We start from the raw sequence: 15,168 nt of genomic DNA, 5'->3' as shown, positions 1-15,168 counted from the left end.
TATAATGTCAACTATTCAATTAGAAGCACAATCAAGAACGGATATGGGGAAAGGTGCGAGCCGCCGCCTACGTCGTCTTGAAAATAAAGTTCCTGCTGTCATATATGGCGGAAGCAAAAAACCTATGGCAATCCATTTTAGCCACAATAAAGTGATTAAGGCATTGGAAACAGAAAGCATTTATTCCAGCGTTTTTGACATCACAGTAGATGGCAAAGTAGAGCACGTTATTTTGAAAGCCTTGCAACGCCATCCCTACAAACCAATCGTGTTACATATGGATTTACAACGCGTTTCCAGTAAAGACATTCTGGTTAAATTAGTACCTGTTCACTTCATAAATGAAGAACAATCTCCAGGAATTAAAGCTGGCGGTATTGTTCAACATACCATGACTCAAGTTGAAATACGTTGCCAGGCAAAAGATCTGCCTGAATTTATTGAAGTGGATATGTCTAAGGTAGGTATGGATGATGTAGTTCACTTATCGGATTTAAAACTTCCAAAAGGCGTTCAGCTGACAGTGGATGTAGCCGATGGTAGTCATGATGCTCCTGTGGTGAGTATACATGCCGCTAAAGTAAGTTCAACTGAACTGGAAGAAACACCTGAAGTTCCAGCATCGGCTGTACCGACTACAGATCAAGGGGAAAGTGCTGAATAAGCACTTCCCTGTTATATTTATGCGAATACTCAGAGCTTAATCCAGAGTATTTGCATAAAATCTAGTGCTAGAATAGTCAACTCAAATCCGCTTAATTCAAATTTTATAGAAAATCTATGGCCATTAAACTAATTGTCGGTTTACGCAATCCCGGATCGGCTTATGAACAAACCAGACACAACGCAGGTGCGTGGTTAGTGACCGCTTTGGCCCAAAGACATAATTCGCATTTTAAGATTGATAAGAAAATGCAAGCGGAATTAACTGAAATTGATATTAACAACCACCCATGTCGACTAGCGCTTCCTTTGACTTTTATGAACCATAGTGGTCAGACAACAAGAATAATCAGTCAATTCTATAAAATTGAACCCGGTGAAATATTAATTGTTCATGACGAGTTGGACTTACCTGTTGGACGAATCAAATTAAAAACAGGTGGTGGCCATGGTGGGCATAATGGTTTGAGAGACATCACTGCTCAATTGGGAACAGGTGAGTTTCATCGATTACGTATAGGGATAGGTCATCCTGGACATAAAGATCTAGTCCATCAATACGTACTCAGCAGGCCTTCTATGCACGACAGGCAACAAATTTATGATGCAATAGACAGAGGTATAGCGATAATACCTATAGTATTGTCAGGGGATATGGCCCGAGCAATGAATCAAGTAAACGCTTAACATAATGAGGTATGACTCATGGGATTTAAATGTGGAATAGTAGGATTGCCCAATGTAGGGAAATCGACTCTTTTTAATGCATTGACTAAGGCTGGGATAGAAGCGGCCAATTACCCATTTTGTACCATTGAGCCCAATGTAGGTATCGTCACCGTTCCTGATTCAAGATTGGATAATTTAAGCGACATAGTCAAGCCTCAGCAGGTGATTCATGCCACCATGCAATTTGTTGACATTGCGGGATTGGTAAAAGGCGCTTCCAGTGGAGAAGGATTAGGAAATCAATTTTTGGCCAATATTAGAGAAACAGACGCTATTGCTCACGTCGTTCGCTGCTTTGACAACTCGGACGTTGTTCATGTGGAGGGGCGAGTTGACCCCTTAAGTGACATAGAAGTGATTAATACAGAACTGGCATTAGCGGATATGGAGACATTGGAAAAATCGCTATTAAAAGTAGGGAAAAACAGTAAAAGTGGAAATAAAGAAGCCATTTTTGAATTAAAAACTCTGGAAAAAATTAAAGCACATCTTGATGCCGGATATCCTGTAAGAACCCTTGAACTTACCCCTGAGGAAGAACAGGTTAGCAAACGCCTTTTTCTTTTAACGGCCAAACCAGTACTTTACATAGCCAATGTCGATGATAACGGCTATGAGAATAACCCGCTCCTGGCTAAAGTTCAGGCTCTGGCTTCCCAGGACAATGCCAGCATAGTAGCCCTTTGTGCAGCAACAGAAGCCGAGCTGGTTGAGCTGGATGAAGAAGACAGACAAGAGTTTATGGTTGATTTGGGGCTTAGTGAACCTGGATTAAATAAAGTGATCCGTGCAGGGTATGAATTGCTGGGATTGCAAACCTATTTCACCGCAGGAGTGAAAGAAGTAAGAGCCTGGACAATACGCAAAGGCGCCACAGCACCGCAAGCTGCCGGAGTCATTCATACCGACTTTGAGAAAGGATTCATCCGCGCGGAAGTGATTTCTTACGATGATTTTATTCGCTTTGGCGGAGAACAAGGTGCCAAAGAAGCTGGAAAATTGCGGCTTGAAGGCAAGGAATATATTGTCTGTGACGGAGACGTCATGCATTTTCGCTTTAATGTTTAATCATTAGTATTCTGCAAGTGGTGATTTTTCAAGAATTGAACCAAAGAGACTCGAGCCTCTATCGTTTCATCATTACGAGTGGCCAAAGCATTGAAGCAAGTGGAAGTAAGCTATAGGCATGTGTCTTACTAATCTTATACCACACTTACTGTTGCTTAGCTTGCGATAGCTCGAACCGACGCCGGGTCAACAGAAGATAAACGACTTGGTAGAAAATGAATAGCAAACCAACTCCCTGTGCGTAAATTAACCTCAATGAGGACAGTGTGGCTGTTTTTTAATCTATAATTGAATTAATAAAAGAAATTAGCCCCATTGATTACCGGCCAATGCGATTGAGGTAGCTGAATGTCATTACTAAAGAAAACAAGAGAGCAGGATTACTCAATCCTGGTTACCACTCAAGACCAACAAAGAAAGCGCCATTTACTTAATGTTATTTCCATAGAGCTTGTAATTTTGGGTCTCTTGCTGATAATAACAAACCTCTGCCTGCTAAGAGACTGGCTTATAATCAGTATGTTAATCGTGGGCATTTTCATTTTGCTCGGAAATTTAATCTTAATTAAAAGGAACTTCAATCTGGCCTTGAGCGGGCACATTTTGAATATTCTTGTGTTGTCTATCATCATTGGAGGCAATCTCATGGTTGGAAAAACTACCATGTCTTACCTGGGATGGTTCTATGTTTCCCCAATCGTTGCTTTTGCTACACTTGGATTAGCCGGCTTAGTCATTTATGGTCTGCTGGCGATTGGGGCAATGTTTCTTTTTGTATTCGAATTCTACATCCCCATCTATTCCATTTCTCAGGAATATGTATTTTTTCTGGACAATACTAACCACCTGTTTATTTTTGCTCTTATTTTCACTGTTCTTTATCATTTTCTGGATCAAAACTCACAATATGAATTGCTGTTAAAAGAGCAAAATTATCTGCTCATTGCGGATAAAGAAAAGTTCCATTACCTTTCGCATCACGATTCATTAACCAACTTACCCAACCGCTCCTACTTTCATGCTCATCTTCAGGCCCTATTAGAGAATACTGACACTAAAAAGGAAGCCATTACTCTTTATTTTATGGATTTGGATAAATTCAAGCCCATCAATGACAAATACGGTCATGAGTTCGGTGATCAGCTTTTACTTTTAACCAGCAAGCGTTTGCAATCCTGCTTTAGGAAAAATGATTTTATAGCCCGACTGGGAGGAGATGAATTTACCGCGATTATCGTTCATAAACCGCATGATCAAATTGCTGAGGCTCTAACTCTGAGAATTGAACAGGAATTTGAACAACCTTTTGTCATAAATGGCCAGACCATTCATTGCACCATAAGCATTGGGATAGCCAATTACCCGCGCAATGCAAAAAATGCGGAAGATTTGTTAAAATGGGCTGATAAAGCGATGTATGACAATAAAAGGAAAAAATATCAAACGCTTAAACAAATCTCTTAACCAACACCCCTAATTTAATTAGTATGATTGGGCCTTCATTTTATCAAGCACAGGATGCAGCAATCTGACATTCACTTGACAATTAACTTTTACAACTTTAGCATTCATTGATTAAATATCAGAGGGTAAATGAATGACTATTGACCGTATAAGAGCGCTGGTTAGTGAAGATTTTAACGCGGTTAATAATTTAATTATTGATAAAATTCAATCTCAAGTTGGTTTAATTCAGGACTTGTCTCAACATATAGTCGAAAGTGGCGGCAAACGTTTACGGCCTTTGGTTGTCCTGTTGGCAAGCAATGCTTGTGGATACAAAGGAAAAGACCATATTTCTCTTGCCGCTATGGTTGAGTTTTTCCATACTGCCACTTTGTTGCATGATGATGTGATTGATGAATCCACTTTAAGAAGAGGTCGACAAACTGCAAATAGTATTTGGGGCAGTAAAGCCAGTGTTTTAGTTGGTGATTATCTTTTTACCCAATCCGTAAATTTAATGGTAGAGGTTGGCATCAAAGAAATTCTCAATCTACTGGCCAATACTTCCCACCAAATTACCTGTGGTGAAGTCAAACAACTTGCCAATCGCCACAATCCCGCTTTAACCCTTGATGACTATTTCGACGTCATCCGGGCCAAAACAGCTCTTTTATTTGCTGCGGCTGCCTGCATAGGTCCTATACTCACGAATGCGCCTATTGAGATTCGAAATAGTTTATATAATTACGGTTTACACTTGGGAAATGCCTTTCAATTGATTGATGATGCCTTGGATTATTGCTCGGATTCTGCCACTTTAGGTAAAAACATCGGCGACGATTTAGCTGATGGAAAAGCGACTTTACCACTAATACATGCGTTACAAAATGGTAATGCGACTCAACAACAGCAAATAAGAGAAAGTTTAATGAAAGGCAGTCTAAGCCATCTGCCTGATATTTTAATTGCTATTGAGCAAACCGAAGCCATACCGTTTACGAAACGAATTGCTGCCCAAGAAGTAGTCTCAGCACTATCTGCCCTGGAAATACTGCCTGACTCAGTTTATAAAGAAGCTTTAGTCGATTTGGCCAAATTTGCCTTGGAAAGAAATTATTAACCTGATAATTGCATTGATTCTAATAATTACACAACCGATTGATAATAATCTGGTGGAGTGCGGCATTTAAAGCAGGCAGTTTTGCAATTGCCTCCTTCCTGACACTTCTTTATTGCTCCTTTCCTAACCCATAAGTCCAGCATAGGTTGCAATGCGGTCAGATCCAAGTGAAACTCCCTACTCAACTGTTGAGTGCTTACTACCCCTTCCCGGTAGATAAAATCACGTATTTGCAGCAGCATTTTGCCTCCCCATACCATACTGGCTATAACGAAATACAACTAAAACAACAAGCAGACTCAGTGACATAGCCAAAACCCAGACCATACTTTGTTGAGGATGATCCAGAAATTTAGCGCCTTGATAAAAAACAACAGAAGTAGCGTAAGCCACGACAAATGACCAAACAATTGAAGTCCACATAAATCGCTTGTTTGCCTCCTGGCGAATCACCGCCATAGTCGAAACACAAGGGATATAAAGCAAAACAAAAAGCAAATAAGCATAGGCTCCTACAGCTCCATCAAAACGTCGTGACATGATGCCATAGACAGATTGAGATAACTCACTATCAGCTGCACTGGCAGAAACAGGGTTCCACAATGCAGAGCCTAATTCAGACAAATTGGCGGGAATAGACCCAAAAGCAGCTTTGATGCCCTCCCAAAAATCAAAGTGAGCAGCAGCTATTTCTCCCACATGGCCTACTTGGGCATAAAGTGAGTTTAAGGTGCCAACCACTACCTCTTTAGCCAGCATGCCAGTTAATAAACCGACAGTCGCGGGCCAGTTATCTTGATGAATTCCCATTGGAGCAAATAATGGAGTAATCCACTGACCTATTATTGACAATAAAGAATCCGTATTGGCTTCTCCAGAGCTAATCCCTCCTCCCCAAGTAATCGCATTTAATCCTCCTAGAATCACGCAAATGGGAATAATCAGCTTACCCGCACGATAAACAAAAAATCGTAATCGCATGGAGGTTTCTCTCAGCAATCTTCTGAGTGAGGGTCTATGATAAGCGGGTAACTCCAAAATCAAAGGAGAAGCATGTCCTTTCAACGTAGTTTTGCGTAAAATATATCCGGTAAATACGGCCATTAAAATGCCAATCAAATACAACGAAAAAACAACATTATGCCCACCAGAGGGGAAAAAAGCCGCGACAAATACCGCATAAATAGCTAATCTGGCACTACAAGACATAAATGGACTCATCATCACAGTTAATAATCGATCGCGCTCTGAGTCCAGGGTGCGTGCTGCCATAATGGCAGGGACATTACATCCAAAACCCACAATCATGGGTACAAATGATTTTCCTGGTAATCCCATTGCTCGCATCGCTTTATCCACGACAAAAGCAGCTCTTGCCATATAGCCAGAAGTTTCCAATAAGGACAAAAAGAAAAACATCGCGGCAATCACAGGAATAAAAGTAATAGTGGTATTAATTCCTTTGCCTACCCCATTAGCTACAAGCGCGATTACCCAATTTGGTGCATGGAGCTGTTGCAACAACCAACCACTACCCTGAACAAAGATAGTCTCTGTACTAATGTCAAAAAAATCCTGGAATGCTCCCCCAATATTAATAGCAAACAAAAACATCAAATACATCATCGCAAAAAATATGGGCAAAGCTAAAAAGCGATGCAAAACAAGTTTATCCAATTTAGCAGTGAAGTGTTCGCTGGCATCACTATGCTTTTTTTGAACCAAAGTAACAATTTCATGGATTTTTTGATAGCGAGCGTCTGCCAGTAACACATCAAGATTTTGATCCGTTTCTTGAAGCTTTATAAGAAGACTCTCGGTAAACGCTTTCTCTCCTATCAAAGTATCCCCTTCGGCAAGCCTACGGGAGAAATAGTAGGCAAGGGAATTTTTATACCCTTTTGAGATCAGCTGATTTTCCAGGTCATTCAAAATTTGTTGTGCTGCAACTGATAAGGAAAGTTTTAGAGGTTTTATCTTTTGGGAGCAATGAAGTAATGATTGCTGAAGTGCCGGAATACCAATGTTTTTATGGGCCTGAATGGGAATAACAGAACACCCTAAGAAACTCTCGAGTTTCTCTTTATCAATAGAAATACCCCGATGCTCGGCAATATCCATCATGTTAAGTGCTACAACAACAGGTTTACCTAACTCAAAAAGTTGGCTGGTTAAATACAAATGTCTTTCAAGGTGACAAGCATCTATAACATTAATGATGCAATCGTATTCCAAATCAATAACTGACTGAGCAGCAATTTGCTCATCCTGGCTTATTCCTTCGGCATTTGCAACCAGAGAATAGACACCTGGCAAATCAGTGATTTCAATTAAATGTTCTCCAAGCAAAAATTCACCTGTTTTTTTCTCAACAGTTACTCCGGGCCAGTTGCCTACGCGTTGATTCGCATTAGTCAAGGCATTGAATAGGGTTGTCTTACCACAATTGGGATTTCCTATTAATAGGGCATGAGTCATAGATGCTCCAACACTAATTGACTCGCTTCATCTTTACGCAAAGTTAAAAATGTTCCCCTTACTTCAATTTGTACTGGACAACCTAATGGAGCCATCCTCACTACAGAAAACTCAACTCCACAAGTAATACCAAGGGATAAAAGCCTGCGTCGATACTGCATATCAGTCGCACCAAAACTGACCAATCGTACTTTATCCCCTTGTTTTAATTCACTAATCTGCATAATATATAAACAATAAGGTGATTCATTTAATTGATTTTAACACAAACGATATCGAGAATCATTCTCAATTAAGAAATTTTATACCACATTACAGCATTTCCTTTAACAAACGCCGAGGATGACGACCCAGATAGTCTACCGATTGCATCTCAATTAGACGGCTCAACGTTCTTTTAAACGTTTCCTTCATTTCACCTTTAACGTATAATTCTTCTGCAGGAACATCCGCTGAGATAATGAGCTTAATGCCCCTATCATACATAACATCTATAAAGTGAATAAACATAATCGCTTGTGCTGTGTGACTTTCAGTAAGCTGATAAACATCACTCAGGAAGATATTATCAAAGCGATCAGCAATTTCTAAATAATCCAATTGGCTACGAGGAAAATTACAAATCACATCAAAAGCAAACCAAATAGTCCGTGCCCCATATTTAATATATGGAATATCACGATTTTGTACTGTTATAAAACCTTTGCAGTCTTCTTCCCGGGTTATTAGAGCAAACTGTTTTTCCATTGCTTCTTGTGTTTGCTCATTTAAAGGATATAAATAAGCCTCTAACAAGGGTTGTCGACCTAAACGATAATCTCGTTTTTGATTAAGATTCAGAACCTCACAATTTTTTTTAATAATCTCGATAGCCGGAATAAATCTCTCTCTATGCACCCCATTTAAATACAAATCATCCGGACGAGTATTCGAAGAAACAACCAAAACAACGCCGTAGTGATGCAGTGCTTGTAATAATTCAGCCAAAATCATTGCATAAGCCACATCGTGAACTAAAAACTCATCAAAACAAAGTAAACGAATCGATTTGGCCATTTCTTTGGCGATATACTGCAAAGGATTTTTTTTACCTTGTAATCGTCTTAATTGAACATCAATTTGCTGCATAAAATGATGAAAATGAAATCTCGCCTTTTTTTCCTCATCAATATGCTGATAAAACAAATCCACCAAATAAGTCTTGCCAACTCCCACAGGCCCATAGATATAAAGCCCTTTAATAAGATGTTTTTTTCTCCAGGGAAACCAAGAGTCATTCTTTTTCTGTAAATCATCAGCAAGCCTCTGCATGTGTTCAAGGATTTCTCTCTGCTCAGGATCGCTATCTATTTCACCTCTATAAATCGCGGCTTCATACTGCTCAATCAAACTCATGACAGGCAAACCTGATCACGAACAGAATCCATCAGTTTTTCTTTTAATATTAACAGCTTACCATGAAAAAAATGACCCGTTTCAACAAATTCAATGACTGGCAATACCTGCGATGATTGGCTGGCGAAGTCACTCACCAGTTCAAATGGCACGACCTCATCTTCTTTGCCTTGTATAATAAGCCAGGGATAAGGAAGGGGTTCAAATTCTTTGTAATCATAATGATGCACAGGAGGAGCTATCGTTATTAACAGAGCATGCTCACAATGAGACGCCGTTCTATAAGCCACATAAGATCCGAAAGAAAAGCCCGCAAAAATATTTTGGGCTTGCGGTTGCTCAGAATGCCACTGCCTCACAAGCTTGCGCATATCGTCACTCTCGCCAATGCCATTATCATAATGGCCTCCGGACTGCCCTACGCCTCTGAAATTAAACCGCACTGAAGGAATATGCAATTCCCTAAAAGCTCTGGCCATCGTAGTAACTACTTTGTTATTCATTGTCCCGCCTTGTAAAGAATGTGGATGACCAAGAAAAGCAACATAACGAGTATCCGCATCTTCAGGAACAGTCAGTACAGCTTCCAGTGGGCCAACTAATCCTTCAAGCATTAATTTATGCTCTCCGGGAGTATTTAATTTGTCGGTAAATAGCATAACAACCCTGCCAATTTAAAGATAATAACCCAAATCAATATGGATTTAAGCAAAAGAGTTAGGCTATTATAGCAATGGATGCGTTGACCCCCAATAGACCTTTTGTATATCTGGTTTATTTTGTTGGCAGCGACTTTTATTGACCTTCAGAGGAGGACTTGATCCATGAGACAGGTACCTGCATTACCATCATTCTTATCTATTACATGCGCATTCTCCTATTCAGGGAGAGCGGCATGAAAATCCATGATTTTAAAATAAAAAAACAGGAACAGAAGAAAATTTCCATGTTGACCTGTTACGATTACCCTTCAGCATGCATAGTAGCAGAATCAAATATCGATTGTGTTCTCGTGGGTGATTCCGTAGCCATGGCAGTGCACGGCCATCCTACAACCATTATGGCCACTATCGAAATGATGGAATTACATACCCAGGCAGTAGCTCGTGGTTTAGGCAAACAGTTTTTGATTACTGACTTACCTTTTCTTGGACATAAATCATCTCAAGGTCATACAGTAGAAAACGTAAAAAGGCTTTTACAGGCTGGAGCTCAAGCAGTTAAAATCGAGGGAGCTGATAAAGACACCTGCCAAACGATTTCCCATTTAGTTAATGCCGGCATCCCTGTTATGGGGCATATCGGCTTAACTCCCCAATCCATTCATCAATTAGGCGGTTATAAAGTCCAGGGAAAAAGCAGCGAACAGGCAGAAACTCTATTACAACAGGCAGCCGCCCTGGAACAAGCAGGCTGCTTTGCGGTAGTCATTGAATGTGTTCCGCAGGACTTGGCAAAAACGATTACCGATTCGTTGGTTATTCCTACTATAGGAATTGGCGCAGGCCCTGGAACTGATGGGCAAGTCCTTGTCTGGCACGACATGCTGGGTTTACAGACTTCATTTAATCCTAAATTTGTAAAAAAATATTTTAGAGCCAAAGACCATTTTATTGAAGCCTTAAACAGCTATGTCCAGCAAGTACAACAGATGCATTTCCCAGCTAATGAACATTCTTTCTAGGAAAATTATCCATGCAAATTTTTCATAATTTAAATGAGTGGATTCACTTTAGAAATACCCTGTCCTCTGATTTATCCCTGGGGTTTGCTCCAACTATGGGTAACTTGCATGCTGGACATGCTTCTTTATTTTTAGCCAGTAGCAAAGAAAATCACTATACCGCCTCCAGTTTGTTTGTTAACCCGACCCAATTTAATAACCCTGATGATTACAAGCATTATCCACGCACAGTTGATGCTGATCTCGAATTAATGACTCAGAATGGAGTTGATTTTTGTATACTCCCCAATGAAAATGAAATCTATACCGATGGCTATGCTTATCAAGTTCAAGAAAACCGGCTTGGGCAATTGATGGAGGGGAAACACCGACCGGGGCATTTTAACGGAGTCCTGACCATCGTCATGAAACTCTTTAATTTGGTCAAACCAGCCCGTGCCTATTTTGGTGAAAAAGATTACCAACAACTGTTGCTAATTCAAGGAATGGTAAAAGCATTGTTCATGGATATTGAAATCAAATCTTGCCCCACAGTAAGAGAAAAAAGTGGCCTGGCCTGCAGCTCACGCAATAACAGGCTTACTCCAAGCCAAAGAGAAATCGCTGATGAATTTGCAAAAATATTTCATCAAAACAAATCCTCTGCCATGATAAGCAAAGAATTGGAAGCGCTTGGAATTACTGTAGAATATATTGAAGAATTCCAGGGCAGACGATTTGCTGCTGTAAAAATTGGCGATATCCGTCTCATTGATAATTATTTGCTATGATTCAAACCAATTGGTGCGTGATAACAGGTGGACCTTCCTCAGGGAAAACCACTTTAATTAATCATTTGGCAGAGTTGGGATACAAAACTGCGCCAGAAATAGCCAGATTTTATATCAACCAACTGCTGTCTCATGATAAAAAAACTCTACAAGAAGTAAAACATGATATCCTTTGGTTACAAAGAAAAATTCTCAATATCATGTTAAGACGAGAAAGAAACCTGCCTAAGGACGACTTAATTTTTTTTGACCGTGGCACCCCGGACAGCATCGGCTATTTTCGTTTTCATCATTTAGATGAGGCTCATGTAGTTAGAGCTTGTCGGTATTTACGTTATAAAAAAATTTTTTTCTGTCATCCCTTGCCTGTTGTCCCTGATACCATAAGAGATGAGGATGATGTCACCGCAAAGAAAATTAGCGATTGCATTTATAATGCCTATGTTGGCCTTAACTACCCTGTCATAGAATTACCAGCAACCTCAATAAAAGAACGCCTGGAAATTATTTTATCCCATGTTGATACCTAGAGATAAACCTGTTCTAGGTTTTATTTAAAGCGATTACCGCTGCAATAACCGCTGCCTTGTTTTGAGGCAAGGATTTATTTGAATACTTTAACCATTCGGGGTATGCCTCCACTAGACCGGTATTGAATACCCCTTTCTGAAACTCCTCCGATTTTATCATTTCTAAATAATAAGGAATGGTAGTTTTTTATTCCAAACATACGCATTTCCTCAAGAGATCGACGCGCCCGTCGAAGTACTAAGGGCAAATCTGTCTACTTCACTGTGAATAGTAACTGCTGCTATCCCCATCTCCTTGCAAGCAGGAACTATTCGCAAGGCTATCTCATCGCGATTAGCTACCAGAATTTTTTTAAACATTAAAAATCTCTTGTAAAAACCGGCTCATTGCTTGCCATGAACGGCGCGCGGCAACCTCATCGTAAATTAATCCTAAATGTCCATCATGCGCTTGAGGATTAGTAAAAGCATGTTTCACCTGCCCATACATGTGCATTTGCCAATCCACATTAGCTTCTGTCATTTCCTGACAAAAAGCATGTACTTGCTCAGGTTTTGCCATAGGATCATCATAACCGTGCAAGGCCAAAATTTTTGCTTTAATTCTTTCGGATGCTAGATTCTCAGGTTTATTAAGCAAGCCATGAAAACTTACTGCTCCTCGAATATCCGCACCACTCCTGGCTAAATCAAGAGCACACAAACCACCAAAGCAAAACCCTATAATGGCTAAGCGATTGTTATCAACTACCGATATTGATTTAATGGCTTCCAATGCGGCATACAACCGTTCCCTAAGCAAAGAGCGATCGCTGTACAAGGGTTGCATTAATGCCATTTTTTCATCATTGTTAGAACCAATTTGTCCTTGCCCATACATATCCAAAGCAAAGCCTATATAGCCCATCTCAGCAAGTTGTTTTGCTTTAAGGCAAGCAAACTCACCTCTTCCACTCCAATCATGAGCGACTATTACGGCAGGCCGAGATTGTTTAATTCCCTCTTCATGCGCTAAAAATCCGTGTAACTCAAGATCATCATTTTGATAAATATAATTCGATGAATACATAAAATATCTCCTAAATTATTTTAAAATAGTCTAGGGCAATATCCGTAAAAGTCCAGTAATTACATTAGTTTAGCATAATGCTATTCTTTGTCTTTTATTCCTCGTGGCTAAGTAAAATAGTGTCGTCCAATAAAAGGATATCGAATTGAATTAATCTAATGCTCTTGCATGTTTCGCCAAAACATGAGTCCATGAGTCAGTAAATATCAATATGTCCACTAATTAACTCAAATTATGGATTTGGTCTAAAATAAAAATAAATTATGTGAGGAATGTTGCCATGATGACTGATTCATTAATACACATAAGGGATTTGTTACATGCTCAATTTTGCTACCAAATGTTTATTACCCCCATTCATCTTCCTATCGATAAAAAATACAGGGAATTTGCCAAAATGGCCTGTGAATTCATAGAAGGAAGACGGGATGAAATCATACACAGAGAATATCCTCGTCATCATGTTTTACATCGATTTACTCCCCCGAACAAACCAAATGGAAAAAAAATATTGATTACCCATGGCTGGATGTCTCGTGCTGCTTATATGGTTCGCTTAATCAGGCTTCTTCATAAAGAAGGATATGAAGTCTATGCTATCGATTTTCCTGCCCATGGCGAAGCTAAAGGGATTCAGCTTCCCTGGACTGATGCCATTGCTATTATCAAAGAAACGATTAACCAATTTGGGCCTTTTTATGGATTGGTTGGCCATTCTTTTGGTGGTTCAATGATTTTAAATACTTTGAATCTGGCAGGCCAATTACCAGAATGGCAATTAAATCACAAGCCGGAAAGAGCCATTTTAATTGCATCGCCAACACAAATGCGAACTCCTGTCAATAAAATTGCCAGACGTTTTAAATTAAGCGGGCAAGCCTATTTACAACTTCGCCAACTAATCCGTGAACAAGCATCGGTAGATCCTGAGAGAATTCGTTTAAGTCATTTTATTTCCCAAGCCCCTGATACCTATTTTCTATGTATCCATGGAGAATTGGATGCCACTATCAGCCCCAAAGAATCGATAAATTTTTGCAAATATTACAAAAATGCCCGCCTGTCTCTTTTACCAGACGCTGATCATGTGAGTGTGTTAATGGATGAGCGTGTCGAACAAATCGCTTTGGATTTTTTAAATCGTTAATATGACAGGGGAATTTTGATCCACCTGGATTACGGCTTTACCTAATCCAGGTGAATCCAGTAGATAGGCAGACCATTGTATTTGCTGAAACAATGTGCTTCACATACAGAGAAATTGGCTTCAAAATTTTGTAATTAACCTTCCATGTATTGACGGATTTTTTTCATGGCATTTTTTTCAAGTTGCCTAACCCGCTCAGCAGAGACACCATATTTTTCTGCCAAATCATGTAACGTGAGTTTTTCTTCAGCAAGCCAGCGTTGTTGTAAAATATCCTGGCTACGTTCATCCAGTTGTTCCATAGCAAACAGTAATTTTTCACGCCCCTGATCGCCAGTATCCTCATTCTCTAACAAGACAGCAGGATCATCATTCACATTAAACAAATAACGCTCAGGCGCTTTGTAAGCATCATCATTATCATCAACATCTGGCGCATCATAAGATGAATCCATAACATTTAAACGTTGCTCCATCAACAACACGTCTTCTCGGCTAACGCCCAAATCTTTGGCGACAGCGTCAACTTCTTCATTGCTGAACCAACCTAATCGATTTTTCATTTGGCGCAAATTAAAAAATAATTTACGTTGGGCCTTGGTTGTAGCAACTTTCACTATTCGCCAGTTACGCAGCACAAACTCATGAATTTCTGCTTTAATCCAATGAACGGCAAAAGAAACAAGGCGTACGCCCATCTTGGGGTCAAAACGTTTTACGGCTTTCATCAAGCCTACATTACCTTCCTGAATTAAATCACTTAAAGGCAATCCATACCCCAGATAACCGCGGGCTACACGAACTACATAGCGCAAATGCGCAAGAACTAATTGTCGAGCAGCTTCTATATCTCCTTCAGAATGAAAACGCTCGGCATATGCAATTTCCTCTTCCAAAGTCAGCATTGGAATTTGATTTACTCGATGGATATAAGAATCAAGACTACCAACAGGTAGATTCATTGCAGCAAGTTGCAACTGTTGACTCATACTACTTCCTCCGGTCATTAACACTAAAATAGTATTAAAATTTACATCCTATTAACTGATAGGATTCACCAAAATGAATG

General features: G+C 39.8%; 16 protein-coding genes and 2 pseudogenes. 9 read left to right on the top strand and 9 right to left on the bottom strand.

Annotation, left to right across the window (positions count from 1 at the left end; genetic code table 11):
- The first annotated feature begins 4 nt into the window (after positions 1-4).
- The 5 genes from OQI99_RS13895 to OQI99_RS13875 all read left to right on the top strand — a co-directional run bounded on the left by OQI99_RS13895 (position 5) and on the right by OQI99_RS13875 (position 5,026).
- Positions 5-664, top strand: a complete 660-nt coding sequence (locus OQI99_RS13895; protein ID WP_010948352.1) for a 50S ribosomal protein L25/general stress protein Ctc — start codon at positions 5-7, stop codon at positions 662-664.
- Between the two features lie 116 nt (positions 665-780).
- Positions 781-1,350 carry an aminoacyl-tRNA hydrolase gene (gene pth / locus OQI99_RS13890; RefSeq protein WP_015961730.1) on the top strand — a complete coding sequence of 190 codons (570 nt, stop codon included), beginning with the start codon at positions 781-783 and terminating at the stop codon, positions 1,348-1,350.
- An 18-nt stretch (positions 1,351-1,368) separates the two neighbouring features.
- Positions 1,369-2,460, top strand: coding sequence for a redox-regulated ATPase YchF (ychF, locus tag OQI99_RS13885; RefSeq protein ID WP_265732186.1), 1,092 nt, complete (start codon positions 1,369-1,371; stop codon positions 2,458-2,460).
- 348 nt (positions 2,461-2,808) lie between these two features.
- Complete coding sequence (locus OQI99_RS13880; RefSeq protein WP_265732185.1) at positions 2,809-3,924, top strand: GGDEF domain-containing protein; 1,116 nt, start codon at positions 2,809-2,811, stop codon at positions 3,922-3,924.
- Between the two features lie 133 nt (positions 3,925-4,057).
- Entirely contained in the window at positions 4,058-5,026 is a 969-nt protein-coding gene (locus tag OQI99_RS13875) for a polyprenyl synthetase family protein (RefSeq protein ID WP_061513713.1), read from the top strand.
- Between the two features lie 26 nt (positions 5,027-5,052).
- Here the strand turns inward: OQI99_RS13875 and OQI99_RS13870 are convergent, their stop codons facing one another.
- The 5 genes from OQI99_RS13870 to OQI99_RS13850 form a co-directional block, all read right to left on the bottom strand.
- Positions 5,053-5,268: a FeoC-like transcriptional regulator gene (locus OQI99_RS13870; RefSeq protein ID WP_061513712.1), complete on the bottom strand. Its 216-nt coding sequence runs from the start codon at positions 5,266-5,268 to the stop codon at positions 5,053-5,055.
- Positions 5,249-7,504 (bottom strand): Fe(2+) transporter permease subunit FeoB, encoded by a 2,256-nt coding sequence (feoB, locus tag OQI99_RS13865; protein WP_265732184.1) that lies wholly within the window; start codon positions 7,502-7,504, stop codon positions 5,249-5,251. The genes OQI99_RS13870 and feoB overlap by 20 nt, the downstream gene beginning before the upstream one ends.
- Positions 7,501-7,728 (bottom strand): ferrous iron transporter FeoA, encoded by a 228-nt coding sequence (gene feoA, locus OQI99_RS13860; RefSeq protein ID WP_010948358.1) that lies wholly within the window; start codon positions 7,726-7,728, stop codon positions 7,501-7,503. The genes feoB and feoA overlap by 4 nt, the downstream gene beginning before the upstream one ends.
- An 88-nt stretch (positions 7,729-7,816) precedes the next feature.
- Positions 7,817-8,899 (bottom strand): cell division protein ZapE, encoded by a 1,083-nt coding sequence (gene zapE, locus OQI99_RS13855; RefSeq protein WP_265732183.1) that lies wholly within the window; start codon positions 8,897-8,899, stop codon positions 7,817-7,819.
- Positions 8,896-9,558 carry an alpha/beta hydrolase gene (locus tag OQI99_RS13850; protein WP_061513709.1) on the bottom strand — a complete coding sequence of 221 codons (663 nt, stop codon included), beginning with the start codon at positions 9,556-9,558 and terminating at the stop codon, positions 8,896-8,898. Before OQI99_RS13850 ends, zapE begins: the two co-directional genes overlap by 4 nt.
- 236 nt (positions 9,559-9,794) lie before the next feature.
- Between OQI99_RS13850 and panB the strand changes: the two genes are divergently transcribed.
- The 3 genes from panB to OQI99_RS13835 are packed head-to-tail and all read left to right on the top strand — an operon-like array spanning position 9,795 to position 11,883.
- Positions 9,795-10,583: a 3-methyl-2-oxobutanoate hydroxymethyltransferase gene (gene panB / locus OQI99_RS13845; RefSeq protein ID WP_265732182.1), complete on the top strand. Its 789-nt coding sequence runs from the start codon at positions 9,795-9,797 to the stop codon at positions 10,581-10,583.
- An 11-nt stretch (positions 10,584-10,594) separates the two neighbouring features.
- Positions 10,595-11,353, top strand: coding sequence for a pantoate--beta-alanine ligase (gene panC, locus OQI99_RS13840; protein ID WP_061513707.1), 759 nt, complete (start codon positions 10,595-10,597; stop codon positions 11,351-11,353).
- Entirely contained in the window at positions 11,350-11,883 is a 534-nt protein-coding gene (locus tag OQI99_RS13835) for an ATP-binding protein (RefSeq protein ID WP_061513706.1), read from the top strand. The genes panC and OQI99_RS13835 overlap by 4 nt, the downstream gene beginning before the upstream one ends.
- A 13-nt stretch (positions 11,884-11,896) precedes the next feature.
- Here the strand turns inward: OQI99_RS13835 and OQI99_RS13830 are convergent.
- The 3 genes and pseudogenes from OQI99_RS13830 to OQI99_RS13825 all read right to left on the bottom strand — a co-directional run.
- Positions 11,897-12,134: pseudogene (locus tag OQI99_RS13830) on the bottom strand (acetyl-CoA carboxylase biotin carboxylase subunit); the annotation flags it as partial.
- Positions 12,133-12,243 (bottom strand): annotated as a pseudogene (locus OQI99_RS16270) (biotin carboxylase N-terminal domain-containing protein); the annotation flags it as partial. The pseudogenes OQI99_RS13830 and OQI99_RS16270, both read right to left, overlap by 2 nt.
- Positions 12,236-12,952, bottom strand: coding sequence for a dienelactone hydrolase family protein (locus OQI99_RS13825; protein WP_265732180.1), 717 nt, complete (start codon positions 12,950-12,952; stop codon positions 12,236-12,238). The gene OQI99_RS13825 and the pseudogene OQI99_RS16270, both read right to left, overlap by 8 nt.
- Before the next feature lie 280 nt (positions 12,953-13,232).
- Here OQI99_RS13825 and OQI99_RS13820 point away from each other — a divergent pair, with 280 nt between their 5' ends.
- The gene (locus OQI99_RS13820) at positions 13,233-14,099 is read left to right on the top strand and encodes an alpha/beta hydrolase (protein ID WP_265732179.1); all 867 of its coding nucleotides are present in this window, start codon (positions 13,233-13,235) and stop codon (positions 14,097-14,099) included.
- 134 nt (positions 14,100-14,233) lie between these two features.
- Here OQI99_RS13820 and rpoH read toward each other — a convergent pair whose 3' ends face one another.
- Positions 14,234-15,088, bottom strand: a complete 855-nt coding sequence (rpoH, locus tag OQI99_RS13815) for an RNA polymerase sigma factor RpoH (RefSeq protein WP_013101924.1) — start codon at positions 15,086-15,088, stop codon at positions 14,234-14,236.
- Positions 15,089-15,168: the final 80 nt, after the last annotated feature.

The sequence above is a fragment of the Legionella sp. PATHC039 genome, assembly GCF_026191275.1.
In the GTDB taxonomy this organism is placed as follows: domain Bacteria; phylum Pseudomonadota; class Gammaproteobacteria; order Legionellales; family Legionellaceae; genus Legionella; species Legionella pneumophila.
This window is presented reverse-complemented; position numbering and strand designations above follow the sequence as displayed.